Annotated in this window: 15 protein-coding genes and 1 pseudogene; 9 read left to right on the top strand and 7 right to left on the bottom strand. The window is 68.2% G+C overall.

Annotated features, from left to right (window positions below):
- Window positions 1-269: 269 nt before the first annotated feature.
- Window positions 270-647 (bottom strand): BlaI/MecI/CopY family transcriptional regulator, encoded by a 378-nt coding sequence (locus tag SSMG_RS32865; protein ID WP_009083260.1) that lies wholly within the window; start codon window positions 645-647, stop codon window positions 270-272.
- Between the two features lie 89 nt (window positions 648-736).
- On the opposite strand from SSMG_RS32865, the gene SSMG_RS32860 reads away from it, so the two are divergent.
- The 7 genes and pseudogenes from SSMG_RS32860 (at window position 737) to SSMG_RS32830 (ending at window position 5,591) form a co-directional block, all read left to right on the top strand.
- A complete protein-coding gene (locus SSMG_RS32860) occupies window positions 737-1,339 on the top strand; it encodes a DedA family protein (RefSeq protein ID WP_009083259.1) in 603 nt (200 codons plus the stop codon).
- The gene (locus SSMG_RS32855) at window positions 1,336-1,905 is read left to right on the top strand and encodes a phosphatase PAP2 family protein (RefSeq protein WP_009083258.1); all 570 of its coding nucleotides are present in this window, start codon (window positions 1,336-1,338) and stop codon (window positions 1,903-1,905) included. The genes SSMG_RS32860 and SSMG_RS32855 overlap by 4 nt, the downstream gene beginning before the upstream one ends.
- Complete coding sequence (locus SSMG_RS32850; protein ID WP_009083257.1) at window positions 1,902-2,270, top strand: DUF1707 domain-containing protein; 369 nt, start codon at window positions 1,902-1,904, stop codon at window positions 2,268-2,270. The genes SSMG_RS32855 and SSMG_RS32850 overlap by 4 nt, the downstream gene beginning before the upstream one ends.
- A gap of 9 nt (window positions 2,271-2,279) precedes the next feature.
- Window positions 2,280-3,015 (top strand): annotated as a pseudogene (locus tag SSMG_RS47820) (SDR family oxidoreductase).
- 136 nt (window positions 3,016-3,151) lie between these two features.
- On the top strand, window positions 3,152-4,183 hold the full coding sequence (locus tag SSMG_RS32840) for a Dyp-type peroxidase (protein WP_009083254.1): 1,032 nt from the start codon (window positions 3,152-3,154) through the stop codon (window positions 4,181-4,183).
- Window positions 4,180-4,977, top strand: a complete 798-nt coding sequence (locus SSMG_RS32835; protein ID WP_009083253.1) for a family 1 encapsulin nanocompartment shell protein — start codon at window positions 4,180-4,182, stop codon at window positions 4,975-4,977. The genes SSMG_RS32840 and SSMG_RS32835 overlap by 4 nt, the downstream gene beginning before the upstream one ends.
- An 86-nt stretch (window positions 4,978-5,063) precedes the next feature.
- On the top strand, window positions 5,064-5,591 hold the full coding sequence (locus tag SSMG_RS32830) for a M15 family metallopeptidase (RefSeq protein ID WP_009083251.1): 528 nt from the start codon (window positions 5,064-5,066) through the stop codon (window positions 5,589-5,591).
- A gap of 24 nt (window positions 5,592-5,615) precedes the next feature.
- On the opposite strand, the gene SSMG_RS32825 is transcribed toward SSMG_RS32830, so the two are convergent.
- Window positions 5,616-6,821, bottom strand: coding sequence for a glycosyl hydrolase family 8 (locus SSMG_RS32825; protein WP_009083250.1), 1,206 nt, complete (start codon window positions 6,819-6,821; stop codon window positions 5,616-5,618).
- Between the two features lie 1,010 nt (window positions 6,822-7,831).
- On the opposite strand from SSMG_RS32825, the gene SSMG_RS32820 reads away from it, so the two are divergent.
- Entirely contained in the window at window positions 7,832-8,686 is an 855-nt protein-coding gene (locus SSMG_RS32820) for an ion transporter (protein WP_009083249.1), read from the top strand.
- A 588-nt stretch (window positions 8,687-9,274) separates the two neighbouring features.
- On the opposite strand, the gene SSMG_RS32810 is transcribed toward SSMG_RS32820, so the two are convergent.
- The 5 genes from SSMG_RS32810 to SSMG_RS32790 form a co-directional block, all read right to left on the bottom strand.
- Entirely contained in the window at window positions 9,275-9,508 is a 234-nt protein-coding gene (locus SSMG_RS32810) for a hypothetical protein (RefSeq protein ID WP_009083248.1), read from the bottom strand.
- Between the two features lie 134 nt (window positions 9,509-9,642).
- A complete protein-coding gene (locus tag SSMG_RS32805) occupies window positions 9,643-11,019 on the bottom strand; it encodes a GH1 family beta-glucosidase (RefSeq protein WP_050788338.1) in 1,377 nt (458 codons plus the stop codon).
- A gap of 2 nt (window positions 11,020-11,021) precedes the next feature.
- The gene (locus SSMG_RS32800; RefSeq protein ID WP_009083245.1) at window positions 11,022-11,876 is read right to left on the bottom strand and encodes a carbohydrate ABC transporter permease; all 855 of its coding nucleotides are present in this window, start codon (window positions 11,874-11,876) and stop codon (window positions 11,022-11,024) included.
- Window positions 11,873-12,853, bottom strand: a complete 981-nt coding sequence (locus tag SSMG_RS32795) for a carbohydrate ABC transporter permease (protein WP_037715620.1) — start codon at window positions 12,851-12,853, stop codon at window positions 11,873-11,875. Before SSMG_RS32795 ends, SSMG_RS32800 begins: the two co-directional genes overlap by 4 nt.
- Window positions 12,854-12,855: 2 nt before the next feature.
- A complete protein-coding gene (locus SSMG_RS32790; RefSeq protein WP_009083241.1) occupies window positions 12,856-14,154 on the bottom strand; it encodes an ABC transporter substrate-binding protein in 1,299 nt (432 codons plus the stop codon).
- A 155-nt stretch (window positions 14,155-14,309) separates the two neighbouring features.
- Here SSMG_RS32790 and SSMG_RS32785 point away from each other — a divergent pair, with 155 nt between their 5' ends.
- Window positions 14,310-15,338 (top strand): LacI family DNA-binding transcriptional regulator, encoded by a 1,029-nt coding sequence (locus SSMG_RS32785; protein WP_009083238.1) that lies wholly within the window; start codon window positions 14,310-14,312, stop codon window positions 15,336-15,338.
- Window positions 15,339-15,397 lie beyond the last annotated feature (59 nt).

Here is a 15,397-nt window from a genome sequence, read left to right as displayed (position 1 = left end):
GCAGGCGATCGCCAGCCACAGGTTCACCGCGTCGGCCCCGTGGAACGCGACCGCGGAGAAATCGCCCAGTTCGCCGACGAACGGCAGCTGCGCGAGCCCCGCCGCCGCGAGCACCGCGAGCGTGGCCGTGCTGCCTATCGCCAGCACCAGCGCGGAACCGGCGAGCAGCCAGCTGCCCAGCCGCGGCGACAACCGGGGCGCGACCCAGCGCGCCACCGGCCAGGAAGCCAACGGCAGCAACAGGGGAGTGAGCAGGTCGAGGTTCACGGTCAGCCGCCGCTCTGGCGCAGCAGGTCGCGCAGCACGGCTTCGTCCGATTCGGACAGGTTCGAGACGAATTTCGCGAGCACGCTGGACCGGTCCGCTTCCGCGTCGAGCACCTTGCTCATCCGGCGGGCGGCGAGCCCGGGTTCGTCGTCGGCGGCGCGGTAGGTGAACGAGCGGCCCTGTTTCTCGCGGGTCGCCACGCCCTTCTCGAACAGCCGGGACAGGATCGTGACGACAGTGGTGTAGGCCAGTCCGCCGCCGAGCCGCTCCTGCACGCCGGCGGCCGACATCGGCTCGTCGGATTCCCACAGCACGGCGAGCACCTCGGCCTCCAGCTCGCCGGGTGCTCGCCGGGCGCTCTCGCCCCGTCCGTTGCGCATGCCCCAAATTCTACCGGTTTGTCGAAGCAGCTCAGCTCACTACTACGTTCATGTAGAATTTCGACAGTTGTGTAGTAGTTGGAGGTGGCATGCTCGACCCGAAGTGGCTGCTGGCCGCGTTCGGCCCGCTCGGCGTCTTCGCGGTGATGTTCGCCGAGACCGGCCTGCTCGTGGGCTTCTTTCTGCCCGGCGACTCGCTGTTGTTCACCGCGGGGGTGCTGGCGGCCTCGTCGAAGCTCCACCTGCCGCTCGCGGCCGTCATCGTCGCCGCCGCGGCCGGAGCGCTGCTCGGCGCGCAGACCGGATACGTCCTCGGCCGGCGAGGCGGCGGCGCGCTGCTCGTCCGGGTGCGGAACAAGCACCTGCACGAGGGCGTCGCGCGCGGATCGGCGCTGCTCACCCGGTACGGCCTGGGCAAGGCCGTGGTGCTGGCGCGGTTCATCCCGGTGGTCCGCACCGTGCTGAACCCGCTCGTCGGCATCGCCGGGATGCCCGCCGCGAAATTCGCGTTGTGGCAGGTAATCGGCGGTCTGCTGTGGACAGTCGGGGTTACGCTCGCTGGATACGCGCTGGGCGCGTCGGTGCCGAACATCGACACGTACCTGCTGCCGGTCATCGCCGTGGTGGTGCTGCTTTCGCTGAGCCCGCTGCTGGTGGAACTGGTCCGCGCACGAAGGAGGGCGATGCGATGATCGACGCTGGCTGGTATCGCGACGTCACGGATTTCGCCTGGGCACAGCATTGGCTGGCCGGAATCGTGACGACGTTCAGCGAGTACGGGGTTTTCCTGGTGGCGCCGGTGATCCTCGCGCTGCTCTGGCGGGCTCGCACGAGGGGACCGGCGGCGCTGGCAGCCGCGGCATGGGTGCCGATCGCGATCGCGGTGGCGTTCGCCGTGGACACGGTGCTGAAGTCGGTGTTCGCCGAGGTCCGGCCGTGCCGCGTGGTTCCTGGTGTGCACACGCTGCTGCCGTGCGACCCGCCGACCGACTACGCGTTTCCCAGCAACCACACGGTCATCGTGGCGGCGTTCGCGGTGGCGTTGCTGCTGGTCAACCGCAAATGGGGGCTCTGGGCGCTCGTTTTCGCGGTGCTGATGGGGATTTCGCGGGTGTACGTCGGGGCGCATTACCCGCACGACGTGCTCGCGGGGTTCGTGGTCGGCGCCGGGGTCGGTGCGCTCGGGCTCGTGGTCCGCGAGCCGCTGGCGAAGCTGGCGGCTCGGCTGATTCCTGTTTTGCCCGGGAGGAAAGCATGACTGACGATCGACCCGTCCGCTGCTCCGACGCCGAACGCGAGCAGACGACGAAAGCCCTGAACGCCGCGGCGGGGGAGGGGCGGCTGAGCCTGGCCGAGGTGGAAGAACGGGTCACGACGGTCTACGCGGCGCAGTACCGGCACGAGCTGGACGCGGTGGTCGCGGACCTGCCCTCGCCGGCGCCGCGGACCCGCTGGCAGCCGTTGCTCCTGCTGGCCGGACACCAGCTGGTCACGGAGTTCGGGACCGCGCCGCCGCGGCGGAAGCTGGCTGCCGGGATTTTGCTGATGTTCGCGGTGGCGATGCTGGTTTTCCTTGCCGCGCACGGTTTCGCCGACGAAGGGCATCATTTCGGGCGCCACTAGACTGGTGCTGTGCAGACCGAAGCAAGCGTCGCGTTGGTCACCGGAAGCTCGCGGGGGATCGGCAGGGCGATCGCGGAACGGCTGGGCGCGGACGGGCTTTCCGTCGCGGTCAACTACCGCTCGGACCAGGCGTCCGCCGAAGCCGTCGTCGCGAAGATCCGTGCGGACGGCGGGCAGGCCGTCGCCCTGCGCGCGGACGTCACCGACGACACTGAGCTGCGCGGCCTTTTCGACCGCACGGAAAAGGAATTCGGCGGTCTCGACGTGGTCGTCGCCAACGTGGGCATCGCGCGGTTCGTGCCGCTCGCGGAGGCCTCCGACGAGGTCTTCGACCTGATTTTCAACACCAACCTGCGGCCCACCTTCGTCGCCTTGCGCGAGGCGGCCCGGCGAGTGCGCGACGGCGGCCGGATCGTCGTGGTGTCGAGCGGGGTCGTTCAGACGGCGCGGCCGGGCACCGCGATCTACGGGGCCGCGAAGGCCGCCGGAGACCAGTTCGTGCGCGTGCTGGCGAAGGAACTCGGCCCGCGGCGTGACGGTGAACAGCGTGCTTCCGGGCGCGGTCCGCACCGAGGCGCTTCTCGCCGACGGGCCGCCGGACGTGGTCGAGTACAGCGCGAAACAGACGCCGCTCGGCCGGATCGCCGAGCCTGGCGACATCGCGGACATCGTGGGGTTCCTGGCGTCGGACCAGGCCCGCTGGGTCACCGGCCAGACGGTCCACGCGGGCGGCGGCCAGTTCTGACGCGCTGTGGAGCCGGACAAGGTCGCTTGTGCCGCGCCACTCGGTTACCCCGCCGGAGTGGCGATGCCGGGTGCGCTCGCCCGTCCGTGGTTAGGATGCGCTCGGACGGTCACCGGGCGAAAAGGGGTACGCGAGCGTGCAAGCGGGGGACCTTGAACCGCCTGAGCCGCAGGCCGTTTCCGCACCGTTGACCAGGGCCGCGATCTTCCTGATGGTCCAGGTCAACGCTGGCGCCGAGCAGATCGCGAAAGACCTCCTCTCCGACCTGGCCGGACTGCAGCGCGCGGTCGGTTTCCGCGACGCCGGGGCCGGGCTCACCTGTGTCGCCGGGATCTCGTCGGCGGCGTGGGACCGGATCTACGGCGGTCCGCGGCCCGCGGAACTGCACGAGCTGCCGGTCTTCGCCGGCGAGAAGCACACGAGCGTCCTCACCGCCGAGGCCGACCTGCTGTTCCACCTCCGCGCCGAGCGGCTCGATCTGTGCTTCGAGCTGGAATCGCTGATCATGGACCGGCTGCGCGGTTCGGTGCAGGTGCTCGACGAGGTGCAGGGCTTCCGGTACTTCGACGCGCGCGACGTGCTCGGGTTCGTCGACGGCACCGAGAATCCGACCGGCAACGGCGTCAATCAGGCCGTGCTGGTGGACGACGACGAACCGTTCAATCGCGGCAGTTACGTGGTCGTGCAGAAGTACCTGCACGACATGGCGGCGTGGAACGCGCTCACCACCGAACAGCAGGAGCTGGTGATCGGGCGGCGCAAACTGTCCGATGTGGAGCTTTCGGACGAGGAAAAGCCCGCCGATTCCCACATCGCGCTCAACGTGATCACCGACGACGAGGGCAACGAACTCGACATCCTGCGCGACAACATGCCGTTCGGCCGTCCCGGGCACGACGAGTTCGGCACGTATTTCATCGGCTACACCAAATCTCCGGCGGTCATAGAGAAAATGCTGGAGAACATGTTCGTCGGGTCGCCGCCGGGCAATTACGACCGGATTCTCGACTTCTCCACGCCCCACACCGGCGCGCTGTTCTACGTGCCGACCGCGGACTTCCTCGAAGATCCGCCGGACGCCCCGCCCGAGCCGGAACCGCCGGCTGCCGCGACGCCCGCCGGGACGTCGCTGGGCATCGGAAGCCTGCGAAGGAGCACTCGGTCATGAACAACCTGCATCGCGAACTCGCCCCGATCTCCGCCGCCGCGTGGGCGGACCTGGAGGAGGAGGCGAAGCGCACCTTCGCCGAGTTCGCCGCGGCGCGCCGGGTGGTCGACGTCGTCGTCGCCGGGGACCCGGCACTCGCCGCGGTCGGCACCGGACGCCGCGAACGCGTCAGCGGCAAGTTCGACGGCGTCGCGACAAGCCTGCGCACGGCGCAGCGGATCGTCGAACTGCGGGTGCCGTTCACGGTGTCGCGCGAGGAAGTCGATTCGGTCGAGTGGGGCGCGAAAGACGCGGACTGGCAGCCGGTGAAGGACGCCGCGCAGCAGATCGCGTACGCCGAGGACCGGATCGTGGTCGACGGTTTCGCCGAGGCGGGCATCACCGGGATCCGCCCGGCTTCGTCGCTGTCGCCGATCGCGCTGCCGCCGGAGGCCCCGGGCTACCCGAAGGCGATCGGCGACGCGATCGCCGAACTGTGCGACGCGGGCGTGGCCGGGCCGTACACCGTCCTGCTCAGCGACGACGAGTTCACCGCCGCGTACGAGGCGGCCAACCACGGTTATCCGGTGCTGGAACACCTGAAGCAGATCGTGGACGGCGAACTCATCCGCACGCCCGCGATCAACGGCGCCTGTGTGCTGTCCACCCGCGGCGGCGACTACGAACTCCACTTCGGACAGGACCTGTCCATCGGGTACTCCAGCCATGACGCGTCCACTGTGGAGCTGTACTTCTACGAGACGCTGACGTTCCTGGTCAACACCGCCGAAGCGGGGATCGGGCTGACCGCCTGAGGCCCGTTACCTGACCATGCGGTCTTGTTACGCAGCGCGGACATTCGCCGAACCTTCCGGGGATACCCGCTCGCGATAGTTGCGGCGTGCTGCGGAACAAGATCCTGCTCGTGCTGCCCGCGTTCGTCGTCGCCGGGTGCTCCGGCCTTCCGGTGCTCGACGGCGACCCAGACCACGACCCGGCTCAAGGCGGTGCCCCGGAAGGCGTCACGCTCACGCCCTTCGACACGAACTACCCCGCGGTCGGGAATCTCGACCCGGCATTGCGAAAAGCATTGCAGGAGGCGGCAACTGACGCTCGGCAGCGCAAAGTGGACATTCGCATCGCGTCGGGCTGGCGGACGAAGGAGTACCAGCAGAAGCTGCTTGACGCCGGCATCGAAAAGTACGGCAGCCTGGAACAGGCGCGGAAATTCGTGAACACGCCGGAAAAGTCGACGCACGTATCCGGCAAAGCCGTCGACGTCGCCCCCACCCGAGCCGCTGACTGGCTGATCCAGCACGGCGCGAAGTACGGGCTGTGCCAGGTGTACGCGAACGAGATGTGGCACTTCGAACTGCTGACCACCCCCGGCGGAACGTGCCCGCCTGCCCGCACGGACGCCGCTGGCTAGCCGTCCGCGCGGGCAGGTCCGGGGTCACGGGGCCCAGTAGTTGCCGGACATCACCAGGTAGACGAGCAGTTTGATGGTCTCGCCGTAGTACGTGTCGTCGTACGGGTTGGTCGCCATGTACTTCCACAGCGTGTCGGTCCAGGCCTGATCGCCCGCGACCATCGCCGCGACCCCGACCGGGTTGGCCGCGACCTCGGACTGGTCACTGGTCTTGGTCGGCGTGCCGTCCAGTTTGGTGTGCGGGTAAATCTTGGCCGGGTTGGCCCCGGAGTGGCTCTTGTAGCTGGCCGATTCCTTCTTGGCGACGTCGGTCGCGACCTTGCCGCCGTACAGCAGCGCGTCCGTGCCCATGTGCCAAGGCACGCGAACCGAGTTGTAGCCGACGATGTTGTCCGGCTGGTTCTCCAGATGATCCGCGGGCGCCGGCTTCGGGCTGTTGGTGTTCGCCCCGACCACGAAGTCGGACAGCAGATTCGCGGTCGGCGAATACTTGGCGGTGAACTGCGTGATCAACTGCTCGGTGCGAGTGACGACCTTGTTCCAGTCGTGCGCGGTGTCATACTTGGCGAACGCGCGCAGGTGGTCGAGCATGAAGTCGGACGGCCGGGTGTCGTCGTTGCCCGCGCCGTCGGCGATCTTGAGATGCCCATCGGACGCGACGTCGTTCTGGTAAATCTTGGCAAGCCAGTCCTTGGCGGCGGAGCTGTAGCCGCCCCACTGCTTGTCCGCGAGAATCAGCCCGTAACCGACGTCGAGGTCGCCGTCGGTAGCGGAGTCAGGCGTGCCGTCGTCGGCGTACTTGCAGGTCTTGCCGTCGATCTTCCACTGGAAGAGCCCCTTGCTGTCCCGGTGGTCCTGAACGAACTTCCACATCCCGTCGAAAATGGTCTTGGCCTGGTCGTCGTACCCCGCCATCAACGGGACGATGTTCATCCCGTACCCCTGCGCCTCGGAAACGGTGCCCTTGTTGGGCGCGTCGTCGGTCGCCCAGACGAGGTAACCGCCGCAAGCCTGGCGGAGGTAGGTTTGCTTCCAGGAGTCGTACTGCTTCTTGACCGCAGCGTCCTGATCAGCCTGACTGACCGACGGCCGGACACCGGTCTGGTAGGTAACGTGCGCGGGAAACGGACGAGCCACGGAAACCGCGGAGGCGGGCCCAGCACCAGCCAACACAGCGGTAACCGATACGGAAACGGCGGCGAACAACGCCACCTTCCGGGAAGCAGGCATGCGGGACTCCTTGTTAGTAAACTTTCCTAACTAGGCGGCGTGAGAAAAGCCTGCTGCACGGGGTGTTTGGTGTCAAGATGTCGGACTCGAACTCCCCAGGTGAACCGGTTCCGAAGCGTTCCGTGAGGGACTCCTTGAGGGAATCTGATTCCCGGAAGGAGCCCTTCAAGGCTCAGGTCCCCTGCGGGTTCGGCGGGAAGGCCGGCAGCGGATGGCTCCGGGACGCGAGCAGCGCGGTCCGGACTCCCGCAGTCCGGAGCCCTCGCGGCCTGTGCCCCGGCGATGTTCCCCTGACGGCCCTCCACCGAACGGTGGCGAAGAACTCCACCACCTCTCGCCGACGGCGCACCGGTTCGTGAGGGTTCCCCTCGCGATCCTCCGCCGTCCGTGAGGGCCACCTTCACGGACTCAGAGTCCCTCAGGGTTCCCCTCACGACCTTTCCGTCGGGCGTGAAGGGCTCCTTGAGGGAATTAGATTCCCTCAAGGAGCCCTTCACGGACCGCTCCCCGCCGGCGCCGCCGAGATCTCCTCGCACCGAACGCCACATTGGGTGCGTCGCACGCACCGAACGCCACATTGGGTGCGTCGCACGCACCGAACGCCACATTGGGTGCGTCGCACGCACCGAACGCCACATTGGGTGCATCACATGCACCCAATGCCACATTGGGGCGCTACCCGCCCGCCGCCCCACTCAAAGCAGCAACGCCAGAGTCGCGCAAAAACCGCCGCCAGTGCACCCAACCACCGGGGGCACCCACCCCTCCCCCAACCCCGATACGAAGCCTCTCTGCGGTTCGGGGGTGCTTGTCAAGGCATCTTTCCCGCCTTGACAAGCACCCCCGAACCGTCAGCACAATCAACAATCGGGGTGCCCCACGCAACCAGGGGCGGCGCAATGTCGCCCCCAGGGCGACGAGCCGAAACCCACCCCCCACAGCTCCCAGCCCCACCGACCACCCCATGGGATCATCACCAGGGCCACACCCCCAGTGATCAGGGAGCCAGCATGACCACCGGCCGTTCAGCCGAAGCCGAAGCTGAACTCAACAGCGGCATCCTCCCCGGCAACGTCCGGGCCGACGACTGGATCATGCTAGCCCTGGCCGTCGTCTCCACCGGAATGCTGGCCTGGCTCCTCATCAGCCCCCCGCCGCCCGACATCAGCCAATGGTTCTTCCCGGCAGACTGCGTAATCTGCGGCATCTTCCTCCTGGAACTCCTCCACCGCTGGCGCAAACAAGGCTGGCGAGCCGCCTTCCTCGCCCGCACCTGGTACGAGGTCTTCGCGATGATCCCGGTGGCCCACCCGGCCTTCACCGCGCACCACCACGTCATCGGCGTGATCCTCCTGATCGTCCGCCTGGGCAGGGCGGCCGACCGCGCGGTAGGGGAGCAGTTCACCTACCGCCTGGTGGACAAACTCTCCGAACCCATCGTCCACGCCATCAAAAAGCCGGTGACCATCGCCGTCCTGGACGAGGTGGTCAAGGTTCTCGAAACCGGCAACTACCCGGAGAACCTCGCCAAATCCCTCAGCGAGAACAAGACCGAACTGCGCGCGATCATCACCGAGAAGATCTCCGAGGACCCGCAGCTCGGCAAACTGCGCAGGCTGCCGTTCCACGACGAGATCGTCCGCGCGACCGTCGACACGTCCTTCCGGGTCCTGCTGGAAGTCCTTCTGGACCCGCGCATCGACGACTTCTTCTCCTCCGTCGTCCGCGACAACCGCGAGCAGATCCGCCGTGCGGTCGCGCTCGGACTGGCCGATGTGGACGACTCCCCGGACGAGAAGCTCCTGCGCACCCGTACTCAACGCACCGCCGCGCACGAGTACGACGTCAATCATCCGCGGCGCTGATCATCCACTGTGGACATACCTACCGTGCGCCGTCGGACGCGCACTCTCCGTTGCAGCACAGGAAAATCACCGGGAACGCCGCGCACGGGAGGCGTCAACCGCTGAAAGAGTGCACTGTGGTCGCGCGGTGCGCGCACAGGTGCCTGGAGTAGGCTGGGACTTCCCGTTCCGTTGCTGCACAAGGGTTGTGTTGGCGCGAGTGCGGGGCGTTCCCGCCGGAGCCGAGGCAGACTGGAGCCGGCGGGGAGGTTGAGCGCGGTTTGGAGTCGTGGACGTGATTGATAGCGGGCAGCAGGTACGCAGGTGTCGTCGGCGGGACTGTGCGGAGGATTCCTTGTGGCGCGGACTGTGCGCCGTGCACTGGAACCGCTGGCAGAGCGGCGCGGACGCGCTCGAGCTTCCGGACGATGACGTTCCCCCGCCGCCCGCGCAGGTCTGGTGGCCGCCGGAGCGTTCGCACGCGCCGTTGAGCAGCCGGGTACCGGGCTCGTAGCGGCCCGCGGCGCGCGCCGGACACGGTCGGCGCGCGGCCGGTTACCTCATGCCACCGGAGGAACTCGGACCCGTGGGGGTCCGGGGGCAAACGGCTTATCCCCGGGAACGCGGGATGCGCGGCTCTTCCGGCACGGAGAGCATCCGCACCAGCCGGGCCCGCGCCACGCGGTACAGCAGGTCGCCGTGCTCGTCCGGGACGACCCGGCCGTCGAGGTCCCGTCCGGCCGCCCGCACCACCACCTTGACCGCCTCGGCGGGCACCCGGCCCGCGAATTCCCCGGTCAGCCACGCGGTGACCTCGTCGGCCACCCGGCTCCGCACCGTCATCGGACGCTCCAGTCTCCGCTCGCGGGACCGTTCGGGGCGGCCCCGGCACTGGTCCGACGGCCGCGTCCGGACCCCGTGACGCGAAACACCAAGAGAAAGTCATTCCCGGCGGTGCGGATAAACCCGGGAGTAGGTCACGGCAGAGCGTTGCGCGCGATCACCTCCGCATACCACCGCGCGCTGCGCTTCGGCGTGCGCCGCTGGGTGCGGTAGTCGACGTGCACCAGGCCGAAGCGCTTCGCGTAGCCCTCGGCCCATTCGAAGTTGTCGAGCAGCGACCAGTAGAAATACCCCCGCAGGTCGACTCCGTGGGCCAGCGCGTCGTGCGCGGCCCGCAGATGCGCGTCGAGGAAGGCGATGCGGTCGTCGTCGGAGACCTCGCCGTCGCGGATCGGATCCGGATACGCCGCACCGTTCTCCGTGACGTACAACGGGACCGGCGGGTAGTCCCGGTGCACTTGCAGCAGCGATTCGGTCAGCCCGCCGGGACGCACCTCCCAGCCGGAAGCCGTGCGCGGCGCGGCCGGGTCCGGGACGAAGTGCACCTGGTCGGCTCCCGGCCATTCCCGGCCCGCCGGGGTGCTTCCCGGCCGCGCCGAACCGGCCACCCGGTAGCCGCGGTAGTAGTTGACGCCCAGCCAGTCGATCGGCTTGCCGACCACCGCCTCGTCACCGTCGCGCACCACGGTGTCGAAGCCGAACCGGGCGAGGTCCTCGCGCAGGTCAGCGGGGTAGCCGCCGCTCAGCAGCGGGTCTAGGAACAACCGGTTCTGCAGTCCGTCGATCCGGCGAACCGCGTCAGCGTCCTCCGGGGAGTCCGCGACGACCGGGTACAGGTTGAGCGTGATCCCGGACGGCGTGCTCGTGTGCTGCCGGAGCACGTCCATCGCCAGCCCGTGCCCCAGCAGCAGATGATGCGCCGCGGCCACGGCCCCTTCCGGCGACGTCCGGCCGGGCGCGTGCACGCCCGAGCCGTAGCCGAGCATCGCCGCGCACCACGGTTCGTTCAGCGTCGACCAGCTGGCCACGCGGTCGCCGAGCCGGGCCGCGATGGTCTCGGCGTATTCGGCGAACCGGTACGCGGTGTCGCGCGCGGTCCAGCCGCCGCGGTCTTCCAGCGACTGCGGAAGATCCCAGTGGTACAGCGTCGCCCACGGCTGGATTCCCGCCGCCAGCAGCCGGTCCACGAGCCGGTCGTAGAAGTCCAGCCCGCGCGGTTCCGGCTTGCCGTGCGGCAGGATTCGCGGCCAGGAAAGGGAAAACCGGTACGCGGTGAGCCCGAGCGAGCGCATCAGCGCGACGTCGTCGGCATAGCGGCGGTAGTGGTCGGCCGCCGGGTCGCCGGTGTCGCCGCCGGCCACCGCGCCCGGACGTGCGGCGAAGGTGTCCCAGACGGAGGCCTCGCGACCGTCGGCGGTGGTCGATCCTTCGACCTGGAAGGCCGCCGTGGCGGCGCCCCAGACGAACGCGTCCGGGAACGCGAGCACGTCGGGGATCGGCTGTGCGGACATGGTCACCCTTTCACGGCGCCTTGCATGATCCCGGCCACGATCTGGCGGCCGAGCAGGAGGAAGACGATGAGGATCGGAATCGTGGCCAGCGTGGTGCCCGCGAGCACCAGCGAATAGTCGACGTAGTAGCCGCTCTGCAGTTTTTCGAGCGCCACCTGCACGGTCGGATTGCCCGCGTCGAGCACCACGAGCGGCCACAGGAAATCGTTCCAGGACGTCATGAACGTGAACATCGCGAGGATCGCCGCGGCCGGGCGGACGGCGGGCAGGCACACGTTCCAGAAGATCCGGATCATGCTGCACCCGTCCATGCGCGCGGCTTCGATCAGCTCGTACGGCAGAGCGTCCACTGTGTACTGTCGCATCCAGAACACGCCGAACGCGGTGACCAGGTTGGGCACGATAACCGACTGCAGTCCGCCCGCCCAGCCGAGTTTCGACATCGCGATGAACAACGGGATGATGCCGAGTTGAGTCGGCACCGCGAGCGTCACGACGATGAAGACGAACAAACCGTTGCGGCCGCGGAAGCGCAGTTTGGCGAAGGCGAACCCGGCCAGCGACGAGAACAACACCGTGGTGAGCGTGACCGTGCCGGAGACGATGACGCTGTTGGCCAGCGCTCGCCAGAACGGCACGGTGTCGAACACCCGTGCCGCGTTGGCGAAGAAGTTGCCGCCCGGCAGCAGCGGCGGAATCCGTTCGGTGAGCATTCCGTTGTCGCGGCTGGCGACGAGAAACGACCAGTAGAACGGGAACAGCGAACCGAGCACGAACACGATCAGCACGCCGTAGGTCGCCTTGCGCGGTTTGCCGAGCCGGGCCGCGCGGGCCCGCAAGCTGGGGTGCCCGCTCATTTGCGCCTCCCCGCGAGCCGCCCGGTGAGGAAGTAGTTGATCAGCGCGATCACGACGATGATCAGGAAGAGCACCCACGCGATCGCGGACGCGTAGCCGAGATCGAAATTCTCGAAAGCGGTCTGGTACAGATACAGCGTCACGGTCTGGAACTGATGGGTGGAACCGCCGTTGTTCGACCCGGGCATCGCGTCGAACAGCTTGGGCTCGGTGAAAATCTGCAGCCCGCCGATCGTCGAGGTGATGGTGACGAAGATCAGTGTCGGCTTGAGCAGGGGCAGGGTCACGTGGGTGAACCGGCGCACGGTGCCCGCGCCGTCGATCAGCGCGGCCTCGTGCAATTCCTTCGGAATCGCTTGCATCGCAGCGAGAACGATCAGCGCGTTGTAGCCGGTCCACCGCCAGTTCACCATGATCGCGATGGCGACGTGGCTGGCGAACCGGTTGGCCTGCCAGTCCACCGGGGACAGTCCGAGGGTCTGGAGCACGCCGTTGACGAGCCCGTAGCGCGGGCCGAACAGGTTCGCGAAGATGATCCCGAGCGCCACCAGACTCGCCGCGTACGGCAGCAGAATGCCGACGCGCCACCCGGTCGCGCCGCGCAGCCGCAACGTGAGCACCGCGGCGAGCAGCAACGCGATGATCAGCTGGGGAACGCTGGAGAGCAGGAAGATGCTGACCGTGTTTTCCAGCGCGTGCCAGAACTGTGTGTCCGCAAACAGTTCCTTGAAGTTGTCCAGGCCGATGAAATCCGGATCGTCGTCGCCGGCTTTCCAGGAAAACAACGACACGTACGCGGTGTACAGCAACGGGAACATGCCCACGATGGCGAAGACGATGAAGAACGGCGCGACGTACAGATAGGGCGAGATTTTGACGTCCCAGCGCGCCAATCGGTCCCGCAGGCCGGGCCGCGGCGCGGTTTGCGGCCGCGTCGTGGCCCGGCTTTCCGGAGCGGTCTTGTTGGTGACAGTCATCGTCAACGAGCGAGTTTCTTCGCGCCGTCGACGAGACGCTGCCAGCCGTCCGCGGCCGAGGCGCCCTGTTCCACCGACTGCAGTGCCGGGCTGGCCACGTTCTCCTGGATCTGCCCGTCGTTCGGGCCCTTGTACTGCGGTTTCGCCACCTTCTTCGCCTGCTCGGCGAACAGTTCGCCGATCTTCGCGCCGCCGAAGTACGCGTCGGTCGCGTTCAGCAGTTGCGGGCTTTCCAGCGCCTTCGTCTGGCTCGGGAAGTTGCCCTTCGCCTCGAACGCCTTGATCTGCTGCTCCGGCGCGGTGAGCCAGGCGGCCAGTTCAGCGGCCTCCCGCGGATGCTTGCTCTGCTTCGGCACGGTCAGGTACGAACCGCCCCAGTTGCCGCCTCCGCCGGGAAACGCCGCGGTGACCGCCCATTTGCCCGCGTTGTCCGGCCCGGCCTGCTCCTTGATCACCCCGAGCATCCACGCCGGACAGGCCTTCGTGGCGAACGCGCTCTGCTTGAACCCGGAATTCCATTCGTTGCTGAACGCGGTGAGCTTCGCCGATTCGCCCTTCGCGACCGCGTCGGTCACCTTCGTCCAGGCGTCCTTGATGCCCTGGTTGTTCTCGACGGTGAGCTTGTCGCTGGTGTCGAGGTAGCCGACCGGCAGTTGGTTGACCATCGAGTTGAAGTTCTGCGCCGCCGAATCGAACCAGGCCTTGCCGGTTTTGGCGGTGTACTGGGCACCGGCCGCGAAATAGCTGTCCCACGTCGCGAACAGCGGTTTCACCGCCTCCGGGTCGCTCGGCAGGCCGGCCGCGGCGAGCAGGTCCTTGCGGTAGCACATGGCGAGCGGGCCGATGTCCGTGCCGTAGCCGATCAGCTTGCCGTTTTTGTCTTTGCCCGCCTCGTATTTCCACGAAAGCCACCGGTCCGGCGAAACGCCCGAGGGACCGATCTGGCTCAGGTCGTTCAACTTCGAGGACTTGCTGAGGATGTCCGACAGGTGGCCTTCCTCGACGGCCTGCACGTCGGCCAGCCCGGAGCCCGCCGCGAGCTTCGTCATCATGTCCTGGGCGTACGGTCCGCCCTGGCCGGTTTTGCGGTGGGTGATCTTGATGTTCGGGTGCAGCCGCTCGTACTCCGGGATGAGTGCCTCGTAGCCGAATTCCGTGAACGTCGCGAGCGTCAGCTCCACGTGCTCGTTCGGCCCGGCCGCGGCGGGCACGTCGCCGTCGCCGCCGCCGCACGCCGCGGCGCTCACCGCGGTCATCGTGATGCCCAGTGCCAGCACCAGGCCCTTCCGGAACGTTGTCACCGTCGTCAACCCCTTGGAAGTCGTTCTGGGAGCGCTCCCAGATGCCGAACGAGTGTGTTGCAGGTAACGGGGGATGTCAAGGCTGCAGTCTCCGGGAGCGCTCCCGGGCGGACCCGGTTAAGCTGGGCCCGATCGACAGGCAGGGGGTGGGCGGAGTGGCGCCTCGGTCCGAGGACGAGCGGCCGACGCTGGAGGACGTCGCGGCGTTCGCCGGGGTCTCGCGGTCCACCGCGTCGCGCGCGCTGAACGACGACGCGTACGTCAGCGCGCGCTCGCGCGAGAAGGTGCTGGCCGCGGCGCGGGACCTCGGGTATTCGCCGAATCAGGCCGCGCGCTCGCTCGTCACCCGGCGGACCGGCGCGATCGCGGTGGTGCTGTCGGAACCGGAAGCGCGGCTGCTCGACGACCCGTACCGGACCGCGGTGATGCGCGCCGGCTACCGCGAACTGGCCGACGTCGGCTGCCAGATGGTGCTGCTTTTCAGCGACACCCGCGAGGATCTCGGCCGCACCGTGCGATTTCTCGAGGGCGGACACGTCGACGGGGTCCTCGTCTTCGCTCCGCACCGCGCCGACCCGCTGCCCCGGGCATTGCGGTTGCTGAAGCTGCCCGTGGTGTTCGGCGGGCAGGCGGCCGATCTGCGCCGAGGCGTGCATCTGGTTGATTTCGACAACGAGGGCGGCGCTCGGCAGGCGGTGACGCATCTGGTCGATTCCGGCCGCCGGCGGATCGCGACCATCGCGGGTCCGCAGGACCAGGGCGCGCCGATCGACCGGCTCGCCGGCTGGCGCAAGACCCTGGTGGACGCCGGGATCGACCCGTCTGGCCTGGCCGAGGAAGCCGATTTCACGCTGGCCGGCGGCGCGAAAGCAATGGCCGCGCTGCTGGAGCGGGTGCCGGATCTCGACGCGGTGTTCGTCGGCAGCGACATGATGGCGGTGGGCGCGTTGCGCACGCTGTCAGACGCCGGACGCGCCGTGCCCGGCGACGTCGCGGTGGTCAGCTTCGACGACAACGCCGCGCTCGCTCCGGCCATGACGCCGCCGTTGACCTCGGTGCACCAGGATCCGCGCGAGCAGGTCCACGCGATGGTTTCCACGCTGATGCGGCTGCTGGACGGCGAGGACGTCGCGCCGGGCGCGCAGATCTTGCCGGTGTCGCTGGTCGTGCGCGAGTCCAGCTAGTCCCGCGGGCCCGGTTGTTCCGGGACCCCTCCCCGCCGGGTCGCCCTACCTTCCCCGGC

The organism is Streptomyces sp. AA4 (assembly GCF_000158875.1).
In the GTDB taxonomy this organism is placed as follows: domain Bacteria; phylum Actinomycetota; class Actinomycetes; order Mycobacteriales; family Pseudonocardiaceae; genus Amycolatopsis.
Note: the sequence above shows the minus strand (reverse complement) of the source record. Positions and strands in the feature narration are given on the sequence as shown.